Source organism: Pseudonocardia sp. MH-G8 (genome assembly GCF_002262885.1).
In the GTDB taxonomy this organism is placed as follows: Bacteria; Actinomycetota; Actinomycetes; order Mycobacteriales; family Pseudonocardiaceae; genus Pseudonocardia.
This window is the reverse complement of sequence record NZ_NKYF01000001.1, coordinates 938,166-958,159: the sequence shown is the minus strand read 5'-3', so window position 1 is coordinate 958,159 and position 19,994 is coordinate 938,166. Positions and strand designations below refer to the sequence as shown.

General features: G+C 73.4%; 24 protein-coding genes. 19 read left to right on the top strand and 5 right to left on the bottom strand.

All coding sequences use genetic code 11. The features are described 5' to 3' along the window. Positions 1–44: 44 nt before the first annotated feature. The 8 genes from dapE (at position 45) to CFP66_RS04495 (ending at position 5,180) form a co-directional block, all read left to right on the top strand. Complete coding sequence (gene dapE, locus CFP66_RS04530; RefSeq protein ID WP_094920547.1) at positions 45–1,106, top strand: succinyl-diaminopimelate desuccinylase; 1,062 nt, start codon at positions 45–47, stop codon at positions 1,104–1,106. 26 nt (positions 1,107–1,132) lie between these two features. Next, on the top strand, positions 1,133–1,897 hold the full coding sequence (locus CFP66_RS04525; protein ID WP_094921532.1) for a TIGR00730 family Rossman fold protein: 765 nt from the start codon (positions 1,133–1,135) through the stop codon (positions 1,895–1,897). After that, entirely contained in the window at positions 1,894–2,454 is a 561-nt protein-coding gene (locus CFP66_RS04520; protein ID WP_094920545.1) for a TIGR00730 family Rossman fold protein, read from the top strand. Before CFP66_RS04525 ends, CFP66_RS04520 begins: the two co-directional genes overlap by 4 nt. A 29-nt stretch (positions 2,455–2,483) precedes the next feature. Beyond that, entirely contained in the window at positions 2,484–3,413 is a 930-nt protein-coding gene (locus CFP66_RS04515) for a glucosyl-3-phosphoglycerate synthase (RefSeq protein WP_094920543.1), read from the top strand. A gap of 27 nt (positions 3,414–3,440) precedes the next feature. Further along, complete coding sequence (locus CFP66_RS04510) at positions 3,441–3,809, top strand: DivIVA domain-containing protein (RefSeq protein ID WP_094921530.1); 369 nt, start codon at positions 3,441–3,443, stop codon at positions 3,807–3,809. Further along, positions 3,806–4,270 carry an SRPBCC family protein gene (locus tag CFP66_RS04505; RefSeq protein ID WP_094920539.1) on the top strand — a complete coding sequence of 155 codons (465 nt, stop codon included), beginning with the start codon at positions 3,806–3,808 and terminating at the stop codon, positions 4,268–4,270. The genes CFP66_RS04510 and CFP66_RS04505 overlap by 4 nt, the downstream gene beginning before the upstream one ends. Continuing rightward, positions 4,263–4,847, top strand: coding sequence for a DNA-3-methyladenine glycosylase I (locus CFP66_RS04500; protein WP_094920537.1), 585 nt, complete (start codon positions 4,263–4,265; stop codon positions 4,845–4,847). The genes CFP66_RS04505 and CFP66_RS04500 overlap by 8 nt, the downstream gene beginning before the upstream one ends. A 165-nt stretch (positions 4,848–5,012) precedes the next feature. Then, positions 5,013–5,180, top strand: a complete 168-nt coding sequence (locus tag CFP66_RS04495) for a DUF3117 domain-containing protein (protein ID WP_094920536.1) — start codon at positions 5,013–5,015, stop codon at positions 5,178–5,180. A 94-nt stretch (positions 5,181–5,274) separates the two neighbouring features. Here the strand turns inward: CFP66_RS04495 and CFP66_RS47820 are convergent, their stop codons facing one another. Further along, entirely contained in the window at positions 5,275–5,448 is a 174-nt protein-coding gene (locus CFP66_RS47820; RefSeq protein WP_158228023.1) for a hypothetical protein, read from the bottom strand. Positions 5,449–5,522: 74 nt separating this feature from the next. Between CFP66_RS47820 and CFP66_RS04490 the strand changes: the two genes are divergently transcribed. After that, positions 5,523–6,080: a CGNR zinc finger domain-containing protein gene (locus CFP66_RS04490; protein WP_094920534.1), complete on the top strand. Its 558-nt coding sequence runs from the start codon at positions 5,523–5,525 to the stop codon at positions 6,078–6,080. Here the strand turns inward: CFP66_RS04490 and glgA are convergent. Then, positions 6,073–7,233, bottom strand: a complete 1,161-nt coding sequence (gene glgA, locus CFP66_RS04485) for a glycogen synthase (RefSeq protein WP_094921529.1) — start codon at positions 7,231–7,233, stop codon at positions 6,073–6,075. The two genes, CFP66_RS04490 and glgA, sit on opposite strands and share 8 nt — an antisense overlap. 144 nt (positions 7,234–7,377) lie before the next feature. Here glgA and glgC point away from each other — a divergent pair, with 144 nt between their 5' ends. Further along, positions 7,378–8,628, top strand: coding sequence for a glucose-1-phosphate adenylyltransferase (gene glgC, locus CFP66_RS04480; RefSeq protein ID WP_198961234.1), 1,251 nt, complete (start codon positions 7,378–7,380; stop codon positions 8,626–8,628). A gap of 9 nt (positions 8,629–8,637) precedes the next feature. Here the strand turns inward: glgC and CFP66_RS04475 are convergent, their stop codons facing one another. Continuing rightward, positions 8,638–9,285, bottom strand: a complete 648-nt coding sequence (locus CFP66_RS04475; protein ID WP_094920531.1) for an O-methyltransferase — start codon at positions 9,283–9,285, stop codon at positions 8,638–8,640. Between the two features lie 185 nt (positions 9,286–9,470). Here CFP66_RS04475 and sigE point away from each other — a divergent pair, with 185 nt between their 5' ends. The 4 genes from sigE (at position 9,471) to tatB (ending at position 12,821) form a co-directional block, all read left to right on the top strand. Continuing rightward, complete coding sequence (gene sigE, locus CFP66_RS04470; RefSeq protein ID WP_094920529.1) at positions 9,471–10,055, top strand: RNA polymerase sigma factor SigE; 585 nt, start codon at positions 9,471–9,473, stop codon at positions 10,053–10,055. Beyond that, positions 10,052–10,714, top strand: coding sequence for an anti-sigma factor (locus CFP66_RS04465; protein WP_143517111.1), 663 nt, complete (start codon positions 10,052–10,054; stop codon positions 10,712–10,714). The genes sigE and CFP66_RS04465 overlap by 4 nt, the downstream gene beginning before the upstream one ends. Positions 10,715–10,808: 94 nt before the next feature. After that, on the top strand, positions 10,809–12,416 hold the full coding sequence (locus tag CFP66_RS04460; RefSeq protein ID WP_094920526.1) for a S1C family serine protease: 1,608 nt from the start codon (positions 10,809–10,811) through the stop codon (positions 12,414–12,416). 15 nt (positions 12,417–12,431) lie between these two features. Further along, on the top strand, positions 12,432–12,821 hold the full coding sequence (gene tatB, locus CFP66_RS04455; protein WP_094920525.1) for a Sec-independent protein translocase protein TatB: 390 nt from the start codon (positions 12,432–12,434) through the stop codon (positions 12,819–12,821). 527 nt (positions 12,822–13,348) lie between these two features. Here the strand turns inward: tatB and CFP66_RS04450 are convergent. Then, the gene (locus CFP66_RS04450; protein WP_094920523.1) at positions 13,349–14,740 is read right to left on the bottom strand and encodes an amidase; all 1,392 of its coding nucleotides are present in this window, start codon (positions 14,738–14,740) and stop codon (positions 13,349–13,351) included. After that, on the bottom strand, positions 14,737–15,687 hold the full coding sequence (locus CFP66_RS04445) for a D-2-hydroxyacid dehydrogenase (protein WP_094920521.1): 951 nt from the start codon (positions 15,685–15,687) through the stop codon (positions 14,737–14,739). The genes CFP66_RS04450 and CFP66_RS04445 overlap by 4 nt, the downstream gene beginning before the upstream one ends. Before the next feature lie 111 nt (positions 15,688–15,798). Between CFP66_RS04445 and CFP66_RS04440 the strand changes: the two genes are divergently transcribed. From CFP66_RS04440 to CFP66_RS04420, 5 genes are all read left to right on the top strand, one after another. Then, a complete protein-coding gene (locus CFP66_RS04440; protein WP_198961233.1) occupies positions 15,799–16,308 on the top strand; it encodes a DUF3830 family protein in 510 nt (169 codons plus the stop codon). 6 nt (positions 16,309–16,314) lie between these two features. After that, complete coding sequence (locus CFP66_RS04435; protein WP_158228022.1) at positions 16,315–17,124, top strand: Asp/Glu racemase; 810 nt, start codon at positions 16,315–16,317, stop codon at positions 17,122–17,124. Next, entirely contained in the window at positions 17,121–17,849 is a 729-nt protein-coding gene (locus CFP66_RS04430; protein WP_094920520.1) for a maleate cis-trans isomerase, read from the top strand. The genes CFP66_RS04435 and CFP66_RS04430 overlap by 4 nt, the downstream gene beginning before the upstream one ends. 25 nt (positions 17,850–17,874) lie before the next feature. Then, on the top strand, positions 17,875–18,558 hold the full coding sequence (locus CFP66_RS04425) for a GntR family transcriptional regulator (protein WP_094920518.1): 684 nt from the start codon (positions 17,875–17,877) through the stop codon (positions 18,556–18,558). Positions 18,559–18,724: 166 nt separating this feature from the next. Then, entirely contained in the window at positions 18,725–19,972 is a 1,248-nt protein-coding gene (locus CFP66_RS04420; RefSeq protein WP_094920517.1) for an aspartate aminotransferase family protein, read from the top strand. The last annotated feature ends 22 nt before the right edge of the window (positions 19,973–19,994 follow it).

Genomic DNA, 19,994 nt, shown 5'->3' with positions numbered 1-19,994 from the left:
CCCGAGGGTCCCGACCGGAACGCCCCCGACGGTAGCGTCGCCGCGTGACCCGCCTCGACCTCACCGCCGATCCCGTCGAGCTGTGCGCCGCGCTCGTGGACGTGCCCAGCGTCTCCGGGGACGAGGGGGCGCTCGCCTCCGCGTTGGAGCACGCGCTGCGCGAGCAGGCCCCGCACCTGCAGGTGCTGCGGTCGGGGGACGCCGTGCTGGCGCGGACGAACCTGGGCCGCGAGCGGCGGGTGCTGCTCGCCGGCCACATCGACACGGTGCCGATCGCCGACAACGTGCCGAGCCGCCGCGACGGCGAGCGGCTCTACGGCTGCGGCACGTCGGACATGAAGGCGGGCGACGCCGTCTTCGCCCACCTCGCCGCCGCGCTGCCGCAGCCGCGCCACGACCTGACCTTCGTGTTCTACGACTGCGAGGAGGTCGAGGCCGACCGCAACGGGCTCGGGCGCATCGAGCGCGAGCACCCCGGCTGGCTGGCCGCCGACCTCGCGCTCCTCGGTGAGCCGACGAACGGCGCCGTCGAGGCCGGCTGCCAGGGCACGCTGCGCGCGGAGATCACCACCCGCGGACGTCGGGCGCACTCGGCCCGGTCGTGGCTGGGGGAGAACGCCGTGCACGCGGCCGAGCCCGTGCTGCGGCGGCTGTCCGGCTACTCGGCCCGCGACGTCGACATCGACGGGTGCCGCTACCGCGAGGGCCTGCAGGCAGTGCGGATCGCGGGCGGGGTGGCCGGCAACGTCGTTCCCGACGAGTGCGTGGTCACCGTCAACTTCCGGTTCGCCCCCGACCGCGACGTGGCCGCGGCGCAGCAGCACGTGCGGGAGGTGTTCGACGGCTTCGAGCTCGCCGTCACCGACCTCTCACCCGGCGCCCTGCCGGGCCTGGCCGCGCCCGCGGCGCAGGAGTTCCTCGCCGCCACCGGCACGCGGCCCTCGGCCAAGTACGGCTGGACCGACGTCTCCCGCTTCGCGGCCCTGGGCATCCCCGCCCTGAACTACGGCCCCGGCGACCCGAACCTCGCCCACACCCGCGAGGAGCACGTCGAGCTCGCGCGGATCACCGAGGCCGTCGACGTCCTCCGCCGTTTCCTCGCCTGACACCCGCGGTCACTACTGTGGCGGGCATGAGCACGAACGGTGATCGGCGGCCCGAGGAGAAGCAGAGGGGCCCGGTGGTGCTGCGCCGCGAGCGGCGCAACGAACCCACCACCACCGACCAGCGGCTGCTGGATTCGCGCGGCCCGAGCGACTGGGTGCACACCGACCCGTGGCGGGTCATGCGGATCCAGGCGGAGTTCGTGGAGGGCTTCGGCATGCTCGCCGAGCTGCCGCGCGCGGTCACCGTCTTCGGCTCGGCGCGCACCCCGCGCGACCACCTCGAGTACGCCCAGGGCCGGGCGCTGGGCACCGCACTGGCGGAGGCCGGCTTCGCGGTGATCACCGGCGGTGGTCCCGGCGTGATGGAGGCCGCCAACAAGGGCTGTTCGGACGCGGGCGGGTTCTCCGTCGGGCTGGGCATCGAGCTGCCGTTCGAGCAGGGCCTCAACGACTGGGTGGACCTGGGCATCAACTTCCGTTACTTCTTCGCGCGCAAGACGATGTTCGTGAAGTACTCGCAGGCGTTCGTCTGCCTGCCCGGCGGGTTCGGCACGCTGGACGAGCTGTTCGAGGCGCTCACGCTCGTGCAGACCAAGAAGGTCACGAAGTTCCCGGTGGTGCTGCTGGGCACCGAGTACTGGGGCGGGCTCTACGACTGGATCGCCAAGACGGTGCTCGACAGCGGCAAGATCGGGGAGAAGGACCTCGCGCTGCTGCACCTCACCGACGACGTCGACGACGCGGTCGGGATCGTGCAGGAGGCGTGGCGGGCCTGGGAGGAAGCACATTGAGCCGGTCTCAGCTCGCGGTCTGCGTCTACTGCGGCTCGATCGAGGGGCTGCCCGCGCACTACCTCGACCTGGCCGCCGACGTGGGGAAGGGAATCGCCGCCCGCGGCTGGCAGCTCGTCTCCGGGGGCGGGAAGGCGGCGATGATGGGCGCGGTGGGCGCCGCGGCCCGAGCGGGCGGGGCCCGCACCACCGGGGTGATCCCGCAGGCGCTGGTGGACCTGGAGTGGGCCGACCACGACTCCGACGAGCTGCTGGTCGTCGACACGATGCGCGAGCGCAAGGCGCTGATGGAGGCCCACGCCGACGCGTTCGTGGCGCTGCCCGGCGGGGTCGGCACCTGCGAAGAGCTGTTCGAGGTGTGGACGGCCGGCTACCTGCGGATGCACGACAAGCCGGTGGTGCTGCTCGATCCCGACGGCCACTACGCGGGTCTGCTGGAGTGGGTGCGCGGGCTGGGTGAGCGGGGGTTCGTCCGCCCGGAGGCGATCACGCGGCTGGTGGTCGCCACGGACGTGGACGAGGCGCTCGACGCCTGTGCCCGGCCCGTGAGCCCTTGAGGAGCCGCCGCCCGGAGGAGTGAGGCCCCGTGGATCCGGTCACCGAGCAGTGGTTCGCCCGCCGGACGTGGCAGGAGCCCGGGTGGAGCGTCGAGGAGCTGGTCACGGCGAAGGCCGCGCGGCGCGTGTCGGTCGTGCTGCCCGCCCTCGACGAGGAGGCCACGGTGGGGGCGATCGTCGCGGCGATCGTGCCGCTGACGCGCGGGCCCGCGCCGCTCGTCGACGAGCTGGTGGTGGTGGACTCGGGCTCCACCGACCGGACGGTGCAGGTCGCGGCCGCCGCGGGTGCGCGGGTGGTGCACCGCGCCGACGTCCTGCCGGACCTCGAGCCGGTGCCGGGCAAGGGTGAGGTGCTGTGGCGCTCGCTCGCGGCCACCAGCGGTGAGCTCGTCTGCTTCCTCGACTCCGACCTCGTCGACTTCGATCCCGGCTTCGTCCCGGCCCTGCTCGGTCCGCTGCTCACCGAGCGCGGGGTGGCGCTGGTCAAGGGCTTCTACCGGCGCCCGCTGCGGCTGGAGACGGCGCAGGCCGACACGGGCGGCGGACGGGTCACCGAGCTGCTCGCGCGCCCCCTGCTGGCCGCGCTGCGGCCCGAGCTCGCCGGCATCGTGCAACCCCTCGGCGGGGAGTACGCGGGCACCCGCGAGCTGCTGGAGTCGGTGCCGTTCGCGCCCGGCTACGGCGTGGAGATCGGGTTGCTGCTCGACACCTTCTCCCAGCGGGGCCTGGACGGGCTCGCGCAGGTCAACCTGGGCGTGCGCAAGCACCGGAACCGGTCGCTGCTGCAGCTCGGGGTCATGGCCCGCCAGATCCTCGCCGCCGCGCTCGCCCGTTGCGAGGTACCGGACGCGGGGGGCGCCCTCACCCAGTTCGCGCAGATCGACGGGGCGTGGATCCCGACCACCGCCACGGTCGCGGTCGCCGATCGGCCGCCCATGCGCGAGGTGCTGGTGCGGTGACCGTGGCGTCGTGATGGGATGGGCCAGGTGGGGACCGCGCTGATCTACCTGTTGGTCGTCGCGGCGGTCGGGGCCGCGCTGTTCGGGCTGGCCTCGCTGGTGTTCGGACGCGGCGAGGAGCTGGCGCCGCTGCCGCCGGGAGCCACGCCCACCCGGCTGCCCGCAGGCGTGATCGGCGGTGACGACCTCCGCGCGCTGCGCTTCCAGCAGGCGGTCCGCGGTTACCGGATGGACGAGGTGGACTGGGTGCTCGCCAGGCTCGCCGAGGAGCTGGACCGCGCCGACGCGCAGCGCAACGGGCTGGAGGCCCGCGTCGCGGAGTTGGAGTCCGGGCGGCGGCCCAGCCACGCGGGCGGGTACCAGGACGGTGCCCTGCGCACCGAGGGGGAACGGTGACCCGCGTCGAGCTCACGGTGCCGGTCGAGGTCGCGGCGCCACCAGAGGCCGTCTGGCGGAAGGTCACCGACTGGGAGCGGCAGGGCGACTGGATGCTCGGCACCCGGGTCCGCGTCACCAGCGGCGGCGACGGCAGGCGGTCGGGCGCCACGCTGGAGGCGGTCACCGGGGTCGGGCGGATCGGCGTCACCGATCGCATGGAGATCGTGGAGTGGACGTCGCTGCGGCGCTGCGTGGTCCGCCACCTCGGCCGCGTGGTGCGGGGCGACGGCGTGTTCGAGGTGGTGCCGCTGGGCGGGGACCGGGCCCGGGTGCTGTGGTCGGAGCTGTTGGACCTGCCGATGGGGCGCCTCGGCGCGATCGGGTGGCGCGTTCTGCGCCCGGCGTTCCGTGCGGGTGTCGCGCAGTCGCTGCGCCGCATGGCACGCCAGTGCGAGCAGGAGCACCGTCGCCGTGGCTGAACCGACCACCGCCCCGACGGGTGACGGCCGGGTCCGCTGCGGGTGGGCGGGCTCTGCGCCCGAGTACGTCGCCTACCACGACGACGAGTGGGGCCGCCCGCTGCGCGGTGTCACCGCGCTGTTCGAGCGGCTGAGCCTCGAGGGTTTCCAGTCCGGCCTGTCGTGGCTGGTGATCCTGCGCAAACGCCCGGCGTTCCGCGCGGCGTTCGCCGGCTTCGACCCGGCCGCCGTCGCCGCGTTCGGCGACGCCGACGTCCAGCGGCTGCTGGCCGATGCGGGGATCGTCCGCAACCGCGCCAAGATCGCGGCCACCATCTCCAACGCGCGGCACGTCCTGGAGCTCGATCGGCCGCTCGACGAGCTGCTGTGGTCCTTCGCGCCCGACCCGGCCGCCCACGGGCGGCCCGCCACGCTCGCGGAGGTGCCGGCGACGTCGCCGGAGTCCGTCGCGATGGCGCGCGCCCTGAAACGGGCCGGGCTGCGTTTCGTCGGCCCCACGACGTGTTACGCGCTCATGCAGGCCACCGGGATGGTGGATGATCACGTCGCGGAGTGCTGGCGGGCAGCGACCCCATGACTTCGCAGGGTGAACGCCCCGGGAAGTAGATCGCTCCGGTTTCACTCCTGTCCGGCCGATGAGGAAAGATGTTCCCAGCATCCTCGCCGCGCGCTCTCCCCGGTGCAGCGGCAACGTTCCGCGATGCCAACGGCTCTGGCCACTACACGACGGAGGAGGCAGGAGATGGCGGCGATGAAGCCCCGGACCGGTGATGGTCCCCTGGAGGTGACCAAGGAGGGTCGGGGCATCGTGATGCGCGTCCCTCTCGAGGGTGGCGGCCGCCTGGTCGTCGAGATGTCCGCCGAGGAGGCCGGCAACCTCGGTGACGCCCTCAAGGCCGCCTCCGGCTGAGCGCACCGCCCGCCACCTGCGGGCCCCCGGTTCCGACGAACGGCACCGGCCGACGACCTCGATCGTCTGCCGGTGCCGTTCCGTCGTTGTGGCTCTACCGCCGCGTGTCGGCGGCGGCCACCTGCGTTCCCGCCGTGCTCGGCGTCACCAGTTCGATCGCGATCCGGCCGCACACGCAGCGCCGGTACCGCACCCATCCCTGCGAGGTGGGGTGCGTGGACAGCACCTCGGTCTCGTCGCCGGGCCACCCGCACTGCGCGCACCGCATCGGCGCGCCTCCCCTCGGTAATAGGTCTACTGGCTTCGCACCTTACACCGAAGCGGTGTGATAGTAATAGGCAAATGGACTTCATCGGTTACCGCAGCGACGCGCTCGGTGCCGCGGTCGACCTGGTGAACGCGGTGATCGAGGACCCGGAGGGTCGGGTGACCGACCAGCTGCGCGGCGTGCTCCTCGCGCACTCCTACCGCGCGCTGGACGCCCCGGACAGCGTCGAACCCGCGCTACGGGCGTGGGCGCGCAGGTTGCGCACGGCGTTCGAGGTCTCGACGGTCCAGGAGGCCGCCGCCGCGATCAACGCCCTGCTGGTCGACGTCTCCGTCGAGCCCCACCTGACCTCCCACGAGGACACCGAGGGCTGGCACCTGCACTACGCGGCCCCGGAGGCCGGGCTCGTCGACCGGATGCGCGCCACCACCGCGTTCGCGCTGGCGATGCTCGTGTCCGAGTACGGCATCTCCCGTCACGGCCGCTGCGCGGCCGACGGGTGCGCCAAGGTCTTCGCCGACTCCTCGCGCAACGCCGCGCGCCGCTACTGCTCGGCGGCGTGCGCCAACCGTTCCGCGGTGGCCGCGCACCGGGCCCGCGCCCGGGCCCGCGCCGCCTCCGGCCTCAGGTGAGCCCGCGGTAGACCTCCACGGTGCGGGCGGCCGCCTGCGACCAGCTGAACTCGCGCTCGGCCCGCGCCCGGCCCGCCCTGCCCATCGCGGCGGCCCGGGACGGGTCGGCGAGCAGCGCGTTCACCGCATCGGCGAGCCCTGAGCGGAATCCGTCCACGTCGCCCTCGTCGAGGTGCACGAGCAGGCCGGTCTCCCCGTCGGCGACGACCTCCGGGATCCCGCCCACGTCGGAGGCGACCACGGCGGTGCCGCAGGCCATCGCCTCCAGGTTGACGATGCCGAGCGGCTCGTAGACCGACGGGCAGACGAACACGGTGGCCGCGGACAGGAGTTGGCGCACCTCGGCGGTGGGCAGCATCCTGCGCACCCACACCACGCCCGGGCGCGCTGCGGCCAGCTCGGCCACGGCGGCCTCGGTCTCCGCGGCGATCTCGGGGGTGTCCGGCGCGCCCGCGCACAACACGATCTGGGCACCTGCGTCGATCCGGTGCGCGGCCGCGACGAGGTGGGCGAGCCCCTTCTGGCGCGTGATCCGCCCGACGAACACGACACTCGGCCGGTCCGGGTCGACCCCGGCGGCGCGCAGGGCGTCCCGAGCGGGGTCGGGGTGGTAGAAGGCGGTGTCGATGCCGTTGTGCACCACGTGCACGCGGTCCGGGTCGAGCGCGGGGTAGCAGTCGAGCACGTCGCGTCGCATCCCGGCGCTCACCGCGATCACCGCGTCGGCGGCCTCGTACGCGGTGCGCTCCACCCAGGACGAGAGCCGGTAGCCGCCACCGAGCTGCTCGGCCTTCCACGGCCTGCGCGGCTCCAGCGAGTGCGCGGTCACCACGTGCGGCACGCCGTGCAGCACCTTCGCGATGTGCCCGGCCATGTTCGCGTACCAGGTATGGGAGTGGACCATGTCGACGCCGCCGAGCGCGGCGACCATCGACAGGTCCACACCCAACGTCTGCAACGCGGGGTTCGCCTCCGCCAGCGACGGCGGGGGCAGGTGCGCGTGAGTGCCCGGGTGAGCGGGGCGCGGCTCGCCGAAGCAGTGCACGTCGACGTCCACCAGTTCGCGCACCGCCGGCACGAGGTGCTCCACGTGCACGCCGGCACCGCCGTAGACGTCCGGGGGGTACTCGCGGGTGAGCAGGCCTATCCGCACGCGCGAACGGTAGGCCATCAGCGGACGGATCGCGGGTGTCACCCACCGTTCCGGTGGCCCGGCACCCAGGGAGAGCACTAGGGTCGGACGCGTGACGACCCTGCCGGCGAGCCCGGCCCCACGGGCCGCGATCGGAGCACACGCATGACGGCGGCTCGGTTGTCGCCCGCCTCACCACTGGTGATGGGCGCCAACGTCCTGGGGATCGTGCTCGCCGGTGGTGAGGGCAAGCGGCTGTGGCCCCTCACCGCCGACCGCGCGAAGCCGGCGGTGCCGTTCGGCGGCAACTACCGGCTGATCGACTTCGTGCTGTCCAACCTGGTGAACTCGGGCATGCACCGCATCTGCGTGCTCACCCAGTACAAGTCCCACTCCCTGGACCGCCACATCTCCACCACCTGGCGGTTGTCCAGCGTGCTCGGGCAGTACATCACCACGGTGCCGGCCCAGCAGCGGCTCGGCAGGCGCTGGTACACCGGCAGCGCCGACGCGATCTTCCAGAGCCTCAACCTCGTCTACGACGAGCGGCCCGAGTACATCGCGGTGTTCGGTGCCGACCACGTCTACCGGATGGACCCGGGTCAGATGCTCGCCCACCACATCGAGAGCGGTGCGGGCGTCACCGTCGCGGGCATCCGGGTGCCGCGCGCCGAGGCCAAGGCGTTCGGGGTGATCAACTCCGAGCCCGGTGGGCGGATCACGGACTTCCTGGAGAAGCCCTCGGACCCGCCGTCGGTGCCCGACGACCCCGACGTCACGTTCGCCTCCATGGGCAACTACATCTTCACCACCGAAGTGCTGCTCGACGCGCTGCGCGCCGACGCCGAGGACGGCGACTCCGACCACGACATGGGCGGCGACATCATCCCGCGCCTGGTCGGGCAGGGCGACGCCACCGTGTACGACTTCGCCGACAACGTCGTGCCCGGGGCCACCGACCGCGACAGCGGCTACTGGCGCGACGTCGGCACCGTCGACGCGTTCTACGAGGCGCACACCGACCTGGTCTCGGTGCACCCCATCTTCAACCTCTACAACCAGGGGTGGCCGATCCGCACGGCGATGGCGCCACTGCCCCCGGCGAAGTTCGTGGAGGGCGGGATCGCCCAGGACTCCATCGTCGGCGCCGGCACGATCATCTCCGGTGCCATCGTGCGCCGGTCGGTGATCAGCCCGAACGTGCGGATCGACGCCGGGGCCGAGGTGTCGGACTCCGTCGTGCTCCCGGGCGCGCGCGTCGGGCGCGGCGCGGTGGTCCGCGGGGCGATCCTGGACAAGAACGTGGTGATCCCCGACGGCGCGCTGGTGGGCGTCGACCTCGGGCTCGACCGTGCGCGCTACACGGTCAGCCAGGGCGGTGTGGTCGTGCTGGGCAAGGGCGCCACAGCCCTCTGAACGGTGGCGTCAGCCGGCCTTGAGCGCGGCCAGGAGCCCGTCACCGAGGGGGAGCAGCAGCGGGACGAGCTGCTCGTCCTGGCGCACCTGGTGAGACACCTCACGCTGCGCGAGGGTGACGGCGTCGTCGGCCTCCGGGTCCAGGACGTTGGCGGTGAGCACTCCCGCGAGGACCACGATCCCGCCGGGGCGCAGCAGGCGCACGGCCTCGTCGAGGTAGCGGGCGTGGTCGGCCGCGCCCGCGTCGACGAACACCAGGTCGTACCCCGCATCGGTGAGCCGGGGGAGCACCTCGAGCCCCATCCCGTTGATCAGCCGGAACCGCGACGGCCCGTAGCCCGCCTCGGTGAACCCGCCCCGGGCGACGCGCTGGTGCTCCGGATCGACGTCGATCGAGGTCAGGACGCCGTCGGCGGCCATCCCGTGCAGCAGCCACAGCCCGCTCACCCCGGTGCCGGTGCCGACTTCCACTACGGCGCGCGCACCGATCGTCGCGGCCAGGAACCGCAGGGCGGCTCCCGCATCGGGCTCCACGGGCACGCAGCCCGCCCGGGCTGCCGCCGCTCGCGCGGACAGCAGCGCGTCGTCCTCAGCCAGATAGGATGCGACGTGGTCGCGCAGCGCCCACAGATCGGTAGCTGCGTCCGGGACCCACATGGTTGAAGGCTACCGACCCAGATCTATCAGGCTCCTCTCAGCCGGTTCTCACCCCTTATTCACGGGTATCGGGCACCGTAGGAGCCATCGGTCGGGGTCGTCGGCCGTGGAGGTACCGGGAACTCAACGCTCCGGTGCCCCGTTGGCCGGAGGGCACGACCCGCCGCAGGAGGTGGCACCCGACCATGAGCGAGGGCTCACCCGCGTTGACGCGCAATACCGTGCTGCCCGGTGACGGGGCAGAGTGGACGCCCCCGAGCTGGGACGACGTGGTGCGCGAGCACGCGGACCGGGTGTACCGCCTGGCCTACCGGCTCACCGGGAACCCGTACGACGCCGAGGACCTCACCCAGGAGACGTTCGTCCGGGTGTTCCGCTCCCTGGCCTCCTACAAGCCGGGCACCTTCGAGGGCTGGCTGCACCGCATCACCACGAACCTGTTCCTGGACATGGTGCGCCGCCGCTCCCGCATCCGGATGGAGGCGCTCCCCGAGGACACCGACCGGCTTCCCGGCAGCGGTCCGGAGCCGGAGAAGGTGTTCTCCGACACCCACCTCGACCCGCAGCTGCAGGCCGCGCTGGACGAGCTGCCCCCCGAGTTCCGTGCCGCGGTCGTGCTGTGTGACGTGGAAGGCCTCTCCTACGAGGAGATCGGCGCCACGCTCGGCGTGAAGCTCGGTACGGTGAGGAGCAGGATCCACCGGGGCCGGGCCGCGCTGCGCACCGCGCTCGAGCGTCGCCGGACGGAAGTCGAGGAGGTTCACGCGTGAGCTCAGGGCGTTGGCGCATCTCGGTGACCACCCCGGACTGGGGTCATGATCACCTGTCGTCCGACGCCATCGTCGCGTACGTCGACGACGAGCTCGCCGCCGGCCCGCACCTGCGCGCCACCCAGCACCTCGCCCGGTGCCGCGAGTGCGCCGCCCAGGTCGTCGCCCAGGGGCAGGCGCGCGCCGCGCTGCGCACGGCGGACTGCCCCAGTCTCCCCAGCTCGCTGCTCTCCAGCCTGCGGTCCATCCCGCAGGACACCGACCTCCCCGCCCCGCCGGCCGGGCTCGCCGTCACCGCGGAAGGCCAGTTCGTCTCCGTGCTGCGTCCCGAGCGGGTCGCGCCGCCGCGCGCCGACGCGGTCACCCGCTCCGTGCACGGCAGGCGCCCGCACCGGGGGCTGCGGCTCGGCACCGGCGTCGCCGTGTCCGGGCTCGCCATCGGGGCCATCGCGTTCGCACTCCCCGCCGCGGCGGACGGCCCGTCCGACCCCGCGCCGACCCTGCCGGGTGAGGTGCGCGGCGGAGCCAGCCCGGTCGACGCGCGGCTGGAGCTCCCGCCGCCCCCCTCGGCCACGCCCGCGCCCACTGCGGTCCCGCCCACCACGGCGCCGGCACCGCCGCTCGACCACGTGCCCGGCACGGTTCCCGGTCTGCCCTGACGCAGGCCCCGCACCCCGTCGGCTACGCAGACTTCACCGCCACTGAGGCAGGCTGGTGGCGTCCGGTCCGCACAGTCCAGGAGCCCGTCGAGCGATGAACGAGCGCAGCACTCCCGCGGAGCGTTCGGGTGATCGCCAGGACCCCGACGCCGACAACGCGCAGCGACCTGATGTCGACGGCGCGCCGCGTCCTGACGCCGAGGGCGGGGCGCGACCCGATGCCGGCGACGGGGCGCCGCGCCTCGGACCGCGACCGATCGAGCGTCCTGCGGTGGACCCCTCGATCGCCGACGTGTTCGGCCGCCCCGGCGGCGTCGAAGGCGGCTTCGCGGCCCCGCGCAACGGCTCCGTGTCGTCCGCGCGCACCACGCTCGTGGCCCCGCCCCCCGCGGCGCTGGCGAGCGCGTTCGGTCGGCCCGACCCGTCCGCACCGGCCCTGCAACGCCCGGAGAACGGCGCGCAGCACGACGGGCAGCACGACGGCACGTTCTGGGACGAGAACGCCGAGCGCGACCCGTGGCGCGACCCGGACAGCGCCGCGGCCCTCGGCCCGCCCGCCGGCCCGCCGACCCGCACCGGCTCCTCCGTGCGTGGTGAGGGCGCCCGGCTCAGCCTGCGCGAGGTGCTCTTCGGCCGTCGCGTGGATCCGAGGGCGCTGATCGCGCTCGCCGCCATCGCGGTGCTCGTCGGCGCGGCGGGCGGTCTCGTCGGCCGCGTCACCGCCGAGGGCGCCGACGGCCTCACCGACCCCGACCCCACCATCACCCAGTCGGTGCAGGCGCGGGAGCGCCCGCCGGGCTCGGTGGCCGACATCGCCCGCCGCACGGTGCCCGCCGTCGTCTCGTTCGAGATCCGCGTCGGCGACGAGGGCGGCGGGGGATCGGGCGTCATCATCGACCCCGCCGGCTACGTGCTCACCAACAACCACGTGGTCGCCCCGGCCGCCGAGGCGAGCGGCGCCCAGATCGAGGCCGTGTTCCACGACGGCACGCGTACCGGCGCGCAGATCGTCGGCCGCGACCCGAAGACCGACCTCGCCGTCGTCAAGGTGGAGGTCGCCAACCCCGTGGTGGCCACCATCGGGTCGTCGGGCGAGCTCGCCGTGGGGGACGGGGTGATCGCCATCGGCTCCCCCCTGGGCCTGGCCGGCACCGTCACGGAGGGCATCGTCAGCGCCGTGAACCGTCCGGTGCGCCTCGACGGGGCGGGCACGGACACCAACGCGGTGATCGACGCCGTCCAGACCGACGCGGCGATCAACCCGGGCAACTCGGGCGGTCCGCTGGTCGACTCCACGGGCGCCGTCGTCGGGATCAACACGGCGATCCGCAGCCTCGGCATGGGCGAGGGCGGTTCGATCGGCCTCGGGTTCGCGATCCCCATCGACGACGCGCGCGGCATCGCGGAGGAGCTCATCCGCGGCGGCGCCGTCACCCACGCCGAGATCGGCATCAACGCCCGCTCGGTCAGCGACGGCACCACCGACGGCGCCCAGGTGCAGAACGTCCAGCAGGGAGGCGCGGCCGAGGCGGCGGGCATCGCCGAGGGCGATGTGATCGTCCGGCTCGCCGACCGGCCCATCGCGGGGGCGGACGAGCTCGTCGTCGCCTACCGCGAGCACAACCCCGGCGACACCGTCGAGGTCGAGCTGATCCGCGAGGGCAGGCCGCTCACCGTGTCGGTCGTCCTCGCCTCGGACTAGAAGTAGGCTGACACCGTGTTCGACAGCATCGGCTGGGGCGAGATCCTCGTGTTGATCGTGGCCGGGCTGTTCATCCTCGGCCCCGAACGACTGCCATCCGCGGCGGCCTGGTCCGCCCGGGCGATCCGCCAGGTGCGTGACTACGCCACCGGGGCGCGGGAGCAGCTGCGCGGCGAGCTCGGCCCGGAGTTCGACGAGCTGCGCAAACCGCTCGAGGAGCTGCGGGGCCTGCGCAACTTCAACCCCCGCACGGCGGTGCAGCGCACCCTGTTCGACGACGACCCGCCCGCGCCGAAGCCCAACGGCCACGCTCCGAAGCCGAACCTGGCGAAGAGCACGCCGCCGCCCGTGCCCGAGCGCCTCGCGAAGAACGAGCTTCCCCCGGTCGACCCCGACGCCACCTGACCAGGCGACATCCGGGATACGTCTGACCGACTGGCCGCCTCATGGCCTCGGAACTCGGGATGATCGCCAGGATGGGGACAGGGGCTGCATCCGGAGCGTGTTGCCGAATGGGGCCCGCGGAGGCGCGATGGTGATCGCTGCGAGAAGTACCTGACGTCGCCGCGACAGCACCCACGCACTTCTCGGACCGATCACCCGGCCCTGATCGCTCCGACATGTACGCCACCGTCGCAGCACCCGCACCCAGGTACTGATCAGATCGATCACCGCGGACCGCGCCCTAGCGGCAGCGTCGACCACGGGCGGATGGTCGTGGTCGAAGATCGACTGTCCACCATGTGCCCGTGATCGACGTTGCGGCCGCGGTGCGGGCCTGACCGATCCGGCAACAGGTTGTCCCCGCAGCCCTTGTCCCTGATCCGGCGATCAAGCCGAGTGCCGCGGCGAGTTCCATCCCGCTGAGCCCGGACCACGACCCGAGTGCATCCCGACTCGCGGGTTTGGGGCCCCGACTCGCGGGTTTGGGGTCAGGGGCGGTGGGTGTGCCAGTCGGTCGCCTGCTGGTAGGCGTGGGCTGCGGCCAGCACCGCGTTGTCGGCGTGGCGCGGGCCGACGATCTGCAGGCCCACCGGCAGCCCGTCGGCGAACCCGCAGGGCACGCTCGCTGCCGGCTGCTGGGTCATGTTGAACGGGTACGTGAACGGGGTCCAGGACGTCCAGCGCTCCCGGGGAGAGCCGGCCGGCACCTCGACCCCGGCCTCGAACGCGGGGATCGGCACGGTCGGGGTGAGCAGCAGGTCGTAGCGGCTGTGGAACTCGCCCATGAGGGCGCCGAGGTCGTTGCGCACGGCCATCGCGCCCAGGTACTGCACCGCGGACGCCCGTGCGCCCTGCTCGGCGACGGCGACGAGCCCCTGATCCATCTGCGCCCGCTCGACGGGACCGATGTGCTCGAGCGACTTGGCCACGCCGGAGAACCACAGCAGTTCGAACGCCTCGACCGGGTCGGTGAAACCGGGGTCGGCCTCCTCGACCTCGGCGCCCAGTTCGGTGAACACCTGCACCGCGGCCGCAACCGCGGCCGCGACGCCGGGGTGCACGTCGACGTAGCCCAACGTGGGGCTCACCGCGATCCGCAGTCCGGCCACGCCGGCGTCGAGCGCGGCGACAGCCGAGTCGGTGGGGGCGAGCGTCCACGGGTCGCGGGTGTCGGCACCGGACACGACATCGAGCAGCAGGGCCGCGTCGGCCGCCGTGCGCGTCATCGGCCCGACGTGGGCGAGCGTGCCGAACGGGCTCGCCGGGTAGTGCGGCACGCGCCCGTAGGTCGGCTTGATGGTGGTGGTGCCGGTGAAGGCGGCGGGGATGCGCACCGAGCCGCCGCCGTCGGTGCCGAGGCTCAGCGGCCCCATCCCGAGCGCCACGGCGGCCGCGCTCCCGCCGGACGAGCCACCGGCGGTGCGGGTGGTGTCCCACGGGTTGCGGGTGACCCCGGTGAGCGGGTTGTCGGTGACGCCCTTCCAGGCCAGCTCCGGGGTGGTGGTCTTGCCCAGCAGCACTGCGCCCTGCTCGCGCACGCGCGCCACGTGCGGGCCGTCGACCTCCCACGGCCCGGTGGGGTCGACCGTGCGGGAGCCACGCCGGGTGGGCCAGCCGCGGGTGAGCAGGATGTCCTTGATCGAGATCGGCACGCCGTCGAGCGCACCGTCGGGCTCCCCGCGCTGCCAACGCTCCGCGGACGCCTTGGCGCCCGCGAGCGCGGCGTCGGCGTCGACGAGGCAGAACGCGTTGACGTCCGGGTCGTGGCGCTCGATGCGTTCCAGTGCAGCCTCGGTGGCCTCCACCGGCGAGAGCTCGCCGGAGCGGTAGGCCGCGAGCAGTTCGGTGGCGGTGAGGTCCGCGGTGCGGTCCGAGGTCATGCAGATGCTCCAGAGGTCGTCACGTAGCCGAGCGACTTGTCCACGACGTTGCGCAGCGGTTCGCCCGCGCGGTAGCGCTCGAGGTTGTCGCGGAACACTTCCACCAGCGCCTCGCGCCAGCCGATGAGGTCACCGGACATGTGCGGCGAGACGATCACGCCGGGCAGCTCCCACAGCGGCGATTCGGCCGGGAGGGGTTCGCTCGCGAAGACGTCGAGCGCGGCGCCGCCGATCCGGCCCGCGGCCAGGGCTTCCACCAGGTCGGGCTCGACGACGAGTGCGCCGCGACCCACGTTGATCACTCGGGCGGACGGGCGGAGCGAGGCGAGCATGTCGGCGTCGAGCATCCCGCGGGTGGCGTCGGTCAGGGGTGCGGCGAGCACGAGCCAGTCGGCGCGGGGGAGGAGCCGGGGCAGGCCGTCGAAGTCCCGGCGCCCCACCAGCTCCACCGTCATCCCGACGGCCTCGAGCAGGCGGGCGATCGCGCGCCCGATCGGCCCCCCGCCCACGACCACGGCGGTGCGGCCGGCCACCGGCTCGGTCTCGCGGTGGCGCCACTCGCGGCGCGACTGCGCGTGGATCGTGCCGGGGAGGTCCTTGGCCATGGCCAGGACCAGTCCGAGCACGTACTCCGCCATGGGCGCGTCGAAGACGCCCCGCGAGTTCGTGAGGGTGACCGGAGAGGAGAGCAGGCCGGGGAAGGTGAGCCGGTCGACGCCGGCGCTGGCGGTGTGCACCCAGCGCACGGAGTCGGCGGCGGGCCACGCGTCGCGCACGGCGTCGGAGGTGAAGTCCCAGACGAGCAGCACCTCGGTGCCGGGAAGGGCCTCGGCGAGGGTGGCCCCGGTGGCGAAGCGCAGGCCGTCTTCGGACAAGCCTGGCGGGCGATCGTCACCGTGCAACACCGTGATCCTCGGGGTGACACGCTGACCTGCAGAAACGGGCAATTCGGCGAGACCTTCCCGAGCGGGGCACGACCATTGACACGCTAGGAAGCGCTCGTACTATTGTCAACAATCCGCGGCGCTGCGGTACCCCTCGGACGCCGGGAGCGGCACATGTCGAAGTTCATCCGCATCACCCTCGCCCGCCGTGCTGTGTCCTGCGTGGCCGAGCTGCTGGAGAAGGATGCCCCGCGCACCAGCGCCGCCGTCTGGCAGGCGCTCGAGGGCGGCCCGCTCGGCGGCGACGCCCAGCACGCCAAGTACGCGCGCAACGAGGTCTACACGATGGTGCCCCGGTTCGCGGAGGTCGGCCGGGAGAACACCACCATCACGCCGATCCCGGGCGACGTCGTGCTGTTCGACTTCGGCGGCGGCATGCTCGACAGCGCGTTCAAGGACGACCAGGGGATCGACCAGGACGCCGGCGCCATCGACCTCGCCATCTTCTACGGCCGCAACAACCTGCTGATCAACGGCGATGTCGGGTGGGTGCCGGGCAACGTCTACGCCACGATCGTCGAGGGCCTCGACGGCATGGCGGAGGCCTGCCACGACGTCTGGCGCTCCGGCAGCGTCGGCGAGCGGCTGGTGTACGAGCGGCTCGACCCCGCAGACGCCCGGTAGCCACCAATGCCCACCGAGCTCTCGGTCGGTCTCACCGAACCGGCCCGGCAGCAGGGGATCGGCGTCGTTGCGCCGTTCGACTTCGCCCTCGACCGCGAGTTGTGGCGGTGGGCGCCCGAGGACGTGTCGCTCTACCTCACCCGGCTGCCGTTCTTCACCACACCCGTCACCGTCGAGATGGCGGTGGCCTGCGGCGACCGGCGCGCGGTCCGCCGCGCCACCCGCGACGTCCTGACCCCCGAACCCGGCGTCGTCGCCTACGCCTGCACGTCCGGCAGCTTCGTCGAGGGTGCCACCGGCGAGGAGGTGCTGCGCCGCACGATCGAGGACGCGGGCGCGCCTGTGGCCACCACCACGTCCGGGGCGTTGATCGATGCCCTGCGGGTGCTCGGCATCGCCCGGTTGGCGATCGCCACGCCCTACGTCGAGCCGGTGACGCGCCGGCTCGTCGCGTACCTGGCCGAGCACGGCGTGCGCACGGTGTCGAGCGAAGGACTCGGCCTGCTGGGCAACATCTGGCGGGTCAGCTACGCCGAGGTCGTCGAGATCGTGAGCGCCGCGGACCGCGACGACGCCGACGCGCTGTTCATCAGCTGCACCAACCTGCCCACCTACGACCTCATCGAGCCCCTCGAACAGGCGCTCGGCAAGCCGGTGCTCACCGCCAACCAGGTCACCATGTGGGCCGCCCTGCGGGCCATGGGCCGCGAGGCGGTGGGCGGTGGCAGCCTGCTGAGCGCGCACGACCACCTCGCGCAAGAGCAGCTCGCACCGGAACACCGCACATCGGAACACCTCACACCAGGAGTCGTATGACACCCACCGTCGGCATCCTCTACCCGGGATTCTCGGCCGAGGACGACTACCCGCTCGCCGAGTCGCGCCTCGGCGGCCCGCGGTTGTCGCTCGTGCACACCGAGATGCGTGAGGACGCGCACCGCGTCGACGCGCTGCTCGACATCGGGGGTGACGACGTGCTCGCCGCCGGCGTGCGTGCGATCGACGCCCCGCTCGACTCCGTGGTGTGGGCCTGCACCAGCGGAAGTTTCGTGTTCGGCTGGGACGGCGCGACGTCGCAGGTGAAGGCCCTCGAGGCGACGGCGGGCGTGCCCGCGTCGAGCACCTCCTTCGCGTTCGTGGACGCGTGCGCGCGGCTGGGCGTCACGCGTGTCGCGGTGGGCGCCACCTACCCCGACGACGTCGCCGAGCGGTTCGTCGCGTTCCTCGCTGTCGCGGGGATCGAGGTTCTCTCGCTGTCGGCGAGGGGGATCATCACGGCGGCCGAGGTCGGCACGCTGCCCGAGGAGACCGTGCTCGATTTCGCCGCGGCCGCGGACCACCCGGATGCCCAGGCCGTTCTGCTGCCCGACACGGCCCTGCACACGGTGGGGCTGCTCGACCGGCTGGACGCCCGGGTCGGCAAGCCGGTGCTGACGGCCAACCAGGTGAGCATCTGGCAGGGGCTGCGGCTGGCGGGCGTGGACACCCCGCGGCCCGGCTTCGGTGCCCTGTTCGCCGGCCGAACGGAGCTTGCGGAGTGAGCATCGGCACTGCGCGGGAGGAGCCTTGGATCTGAGTGAGCTGGAGCCGGTCGAGCGGCGGTCGACGGCCGCGATCGTGGCCGACCGCCTCCGTACGGCGATCATGCGCGGCACCTTCCCGCCGGGCACCCAGCTCGGCGAGGTGGAGCTCGCGGCGCGGCTGGGCGTGAGCCGGGGGCCGTTGCGCGAGGCCATGCAGCGGCTGGTGGCCGAAGGGCTGCTGCGCAGCGAGCGGCACCGCGGGTTGTTCGTGCGGGACCTGGATGAGGCGGACGTCCGCGACGTCTACACGGCGCGCGCCGCCGTGGAGCGGGCCGCCGGCCTGCTGCTGCTGACCGGCGACCGGGCGGGGGTCGCGGAGCGGCTCACCGCGGCGCTGGAGCGGATGGAGGAGGTCGCGGACGACCCCGTGGCGCTCGCCGACGCCGACCACGCCTTCCACCACGAGTTCGTGGCCGCGTCGGGCAGCCCGCGGCTGCGCCGGATGGCGGACGCGCTGCTCGTCGAGACGCGGATGTGCCTCGCCGCGCTGCAGGACACGCTCCCGCCGGCGACGGCGCTGATCGCCGAGCACCGGGAGTTGCGCGACGCCGTCCGCGACGGCGACACGGGCCGGCTCACCGCGGTGCTGGAGTCGCACATGGCAGACGCGGTGGAGCGCATCATCGCCCCCGATGCGGCGCCCGGAGCGCCCGCCGTCCCGGCCTGACTCCTCACGCGGCGACCGTGAAGGTCAGGGTGGCGCTGCACCAGCGCGGTGCCGGTGAGGGCCGGTCGACGTGACACGCGACGGGGTTCGTGCCCTTGCCCCGTAGCGGCCCGCCGTGCTTCCATCGGATCCGGATTGTCGACAATAGGACAAGGCAAGGAGTGTCATGGCGCAGCTGTCCCCGGCCCTGAAGCAGGCCACCCCCGTGCAGGTGGCGCGCGGCGAGGGCGTCCACGTCGTCGACACCGCGGGGAGGCGCTACCTCGACTTCACCGCGGGCATCGGCGTCACGAGCACCGGGCACTGCCACCCGAAGGTCGTGGCCGCCGCACAGGAGCAGGTGGCCACCCTCATCCACGGCCAGTACACCACCGTCATGCACCAGCCGCTGCTGCGCCTGGCCGAGCGGCTCGGCGACGTGCTGCCGTCCGCGCTGGACCGCGTCTTCTTCCTCAACTCCGGTAGCGAGGCCGTCGAGGCGTCGGTGCGGCTGGCCCGCCAGGCCACCGGACGTTCGACGGTCGTGGCCTTCGACGGTGGCTTCCACGGGCGCACGATGGGCGCCGCCGCGCTCACGACGTCCGGGTCGAAGATCAGGGCCGGGATCGGGCCGATGATGGGCGGCGTCGCGTTCGCGCCGTTCCCCTACGCGTTCCGCTACGGCTGGACCGAGGAGGAGGCGGTGGCGTTCTCCCTGCGGGAGCTCGACCGCCTGCTCATCACCGCCGCGCCCGCCGCGGACGTCGCCGCGTTCATCGTCGAGCCGGTGCTGGGGGAGGGCGGGTACGTGCCCACCCCGCCCGCGTTCCTCGCCGGTCTGCGGGAGCGGGCCGACGCGCACGGGATCCTGCTGATCGCCGACGAGGTGCAGACCGGGTTCGGGCGCACCGGCAAGTTCTGGGGCCACCAGCACGCCGAGGGCGCCACCCCGGACATCCTGATCACGGCGAAGGGCCTGGCCAGCGGGTTCCCGCTGTCGGGCATCGCGGCGAGCGAGGAGCTGATGGCCAAGGCGTGGCCGGGTTCGCAGGGCGGCACCTACGGCGGCAACGCGGTGGCCTGTGCCGCCGCGCTCGCCACGCTCGACGTCATCGAGGAGGAGGGCCTGGTGGCGAACGCCGCCGAGCAGGGCCTGCGCCTGCGCGACGGCCTGCAGAAGGTGGCGGCCGACCACCCGGGCATCGCCGACGTCCGCGGCCTCGGGCTCATGGTGGGCAACGAGTTCTGCACGCCCGACGGCGCACCGGACACGGCGGCCGCCACCCGGGCCCACGCGGCCGCCGCGGAGAAGGGACTGCTGCTGCTCACGTGCGGCCCGCACGGCAACGTGGTGCGGATGATCCCGCCGCTGATCGTGAAGGCCGAGCAGGTGGACGAGGCCGTGGGTCTCTGGGCGGAGGCCGTGCGGGCCTGACCCGAGGGCGTGAGTGGATAGG

What these genes read in the sequence shown, in the direction of transcription:
- CFP66_RS04525 (WP_094921532.1), top strand. Translation starts at nt 1,133, where the DNA reads ATGAGCACGAACGGTGATCGGCGGCCCGAGGAGAAGCAGAGGGGCCCG.
- CFP66_RS04495 (WP_094920536.1), top strand. Translation starts at nt 5,013, where the DNA reads ATGGCGGCGATGAAGCCCCGGACCGGTGATGGTCCCCTGGAGGTGACC.
- CFP66_RS47820 (WP_158228023.1), bottom strand. Translation starts at nt 5,448, where the DNA reads ATGCGGTGCGCGCAGTGCGGGTGGCCCGGCGACGAGACCGAGGTGCTG.
- CFP66_RS04490 (WP_094920534.1), top strand. Translation starts at nt 5,523, where the DNA reads ATGGACTTCATCGGTTACCGCAGCGACGCGCTCGGTGCCGCGGTCGAC.
- glgC (WP_198961234.1), top strand. Translation starts at nt 7,378, where the DNA reads ATGACGGCGGCTCGGTTGTCGCCCGCCTCACCACTGGTGATGGGCGCC.
- CFP66_RS04475 (WP_094920531.1), bottom strand. Translation starts at nt 9,285, where the DNA reads ATGTGGGTCCCGGACGCAGCTACCGATCTGTGGGCGCTGCGCGACCAC.
- sigE (WP_094920529.1), top strand. Translation starts at nt 9,471, where the DNA reads ATGAGCGAGGGCTCACCCGCGTTGACGCGCAATACCGTGCTGCCCGGT.
- CFP66_RS04460 (WP_094920526.1), top strand. Translation starts at nt 10,809, where the DNA reads ATGAACGAGCGCAGCACTCCCGCGGAGCGTTCGGGTGATCGCCAGGAC.
- CFP66_RS04450 (WP_094920523.1), bottom strand. Translation starts at nt 14,740, where the DNA reads ATGACCTCGGACCGCACCGCGGACCTCACCGCCACCGAACTGCTCGCG.
- CFP66_RS04440 (WP_198961233.1), top strand. Translation starts at nt 15,799, where the DNA reads ATGTCGAAGTTCATCCGCATCACCCTCGCCCGCCGTGCTGTGTCCTGC.
- CFP66_RS04435 (WP_158228022.1), top strand. Translation starts at nt 16,315, where the DNA reads ATGCCCACCGAGCTCTCGGTCGGTCTCACCGAACCGGCCCGGCAGCAG.
- CFP66_RS04430 (WP_094920520.1), top strand. Translation starts at nt 17,121, where the DNA reads ATGACACCCACCGTCGGCATCCTCTACCCGGGATTCTCGGCCGAGGAC.
- CFP66_RS04420 (WP_094920517.1), top strand. Translation starts at nt 18,725, where the DNA reads ATGGCGCAGCTGTCCCCGGCCCTGAAGCAGGCCACCCCCGTGCAGGTG.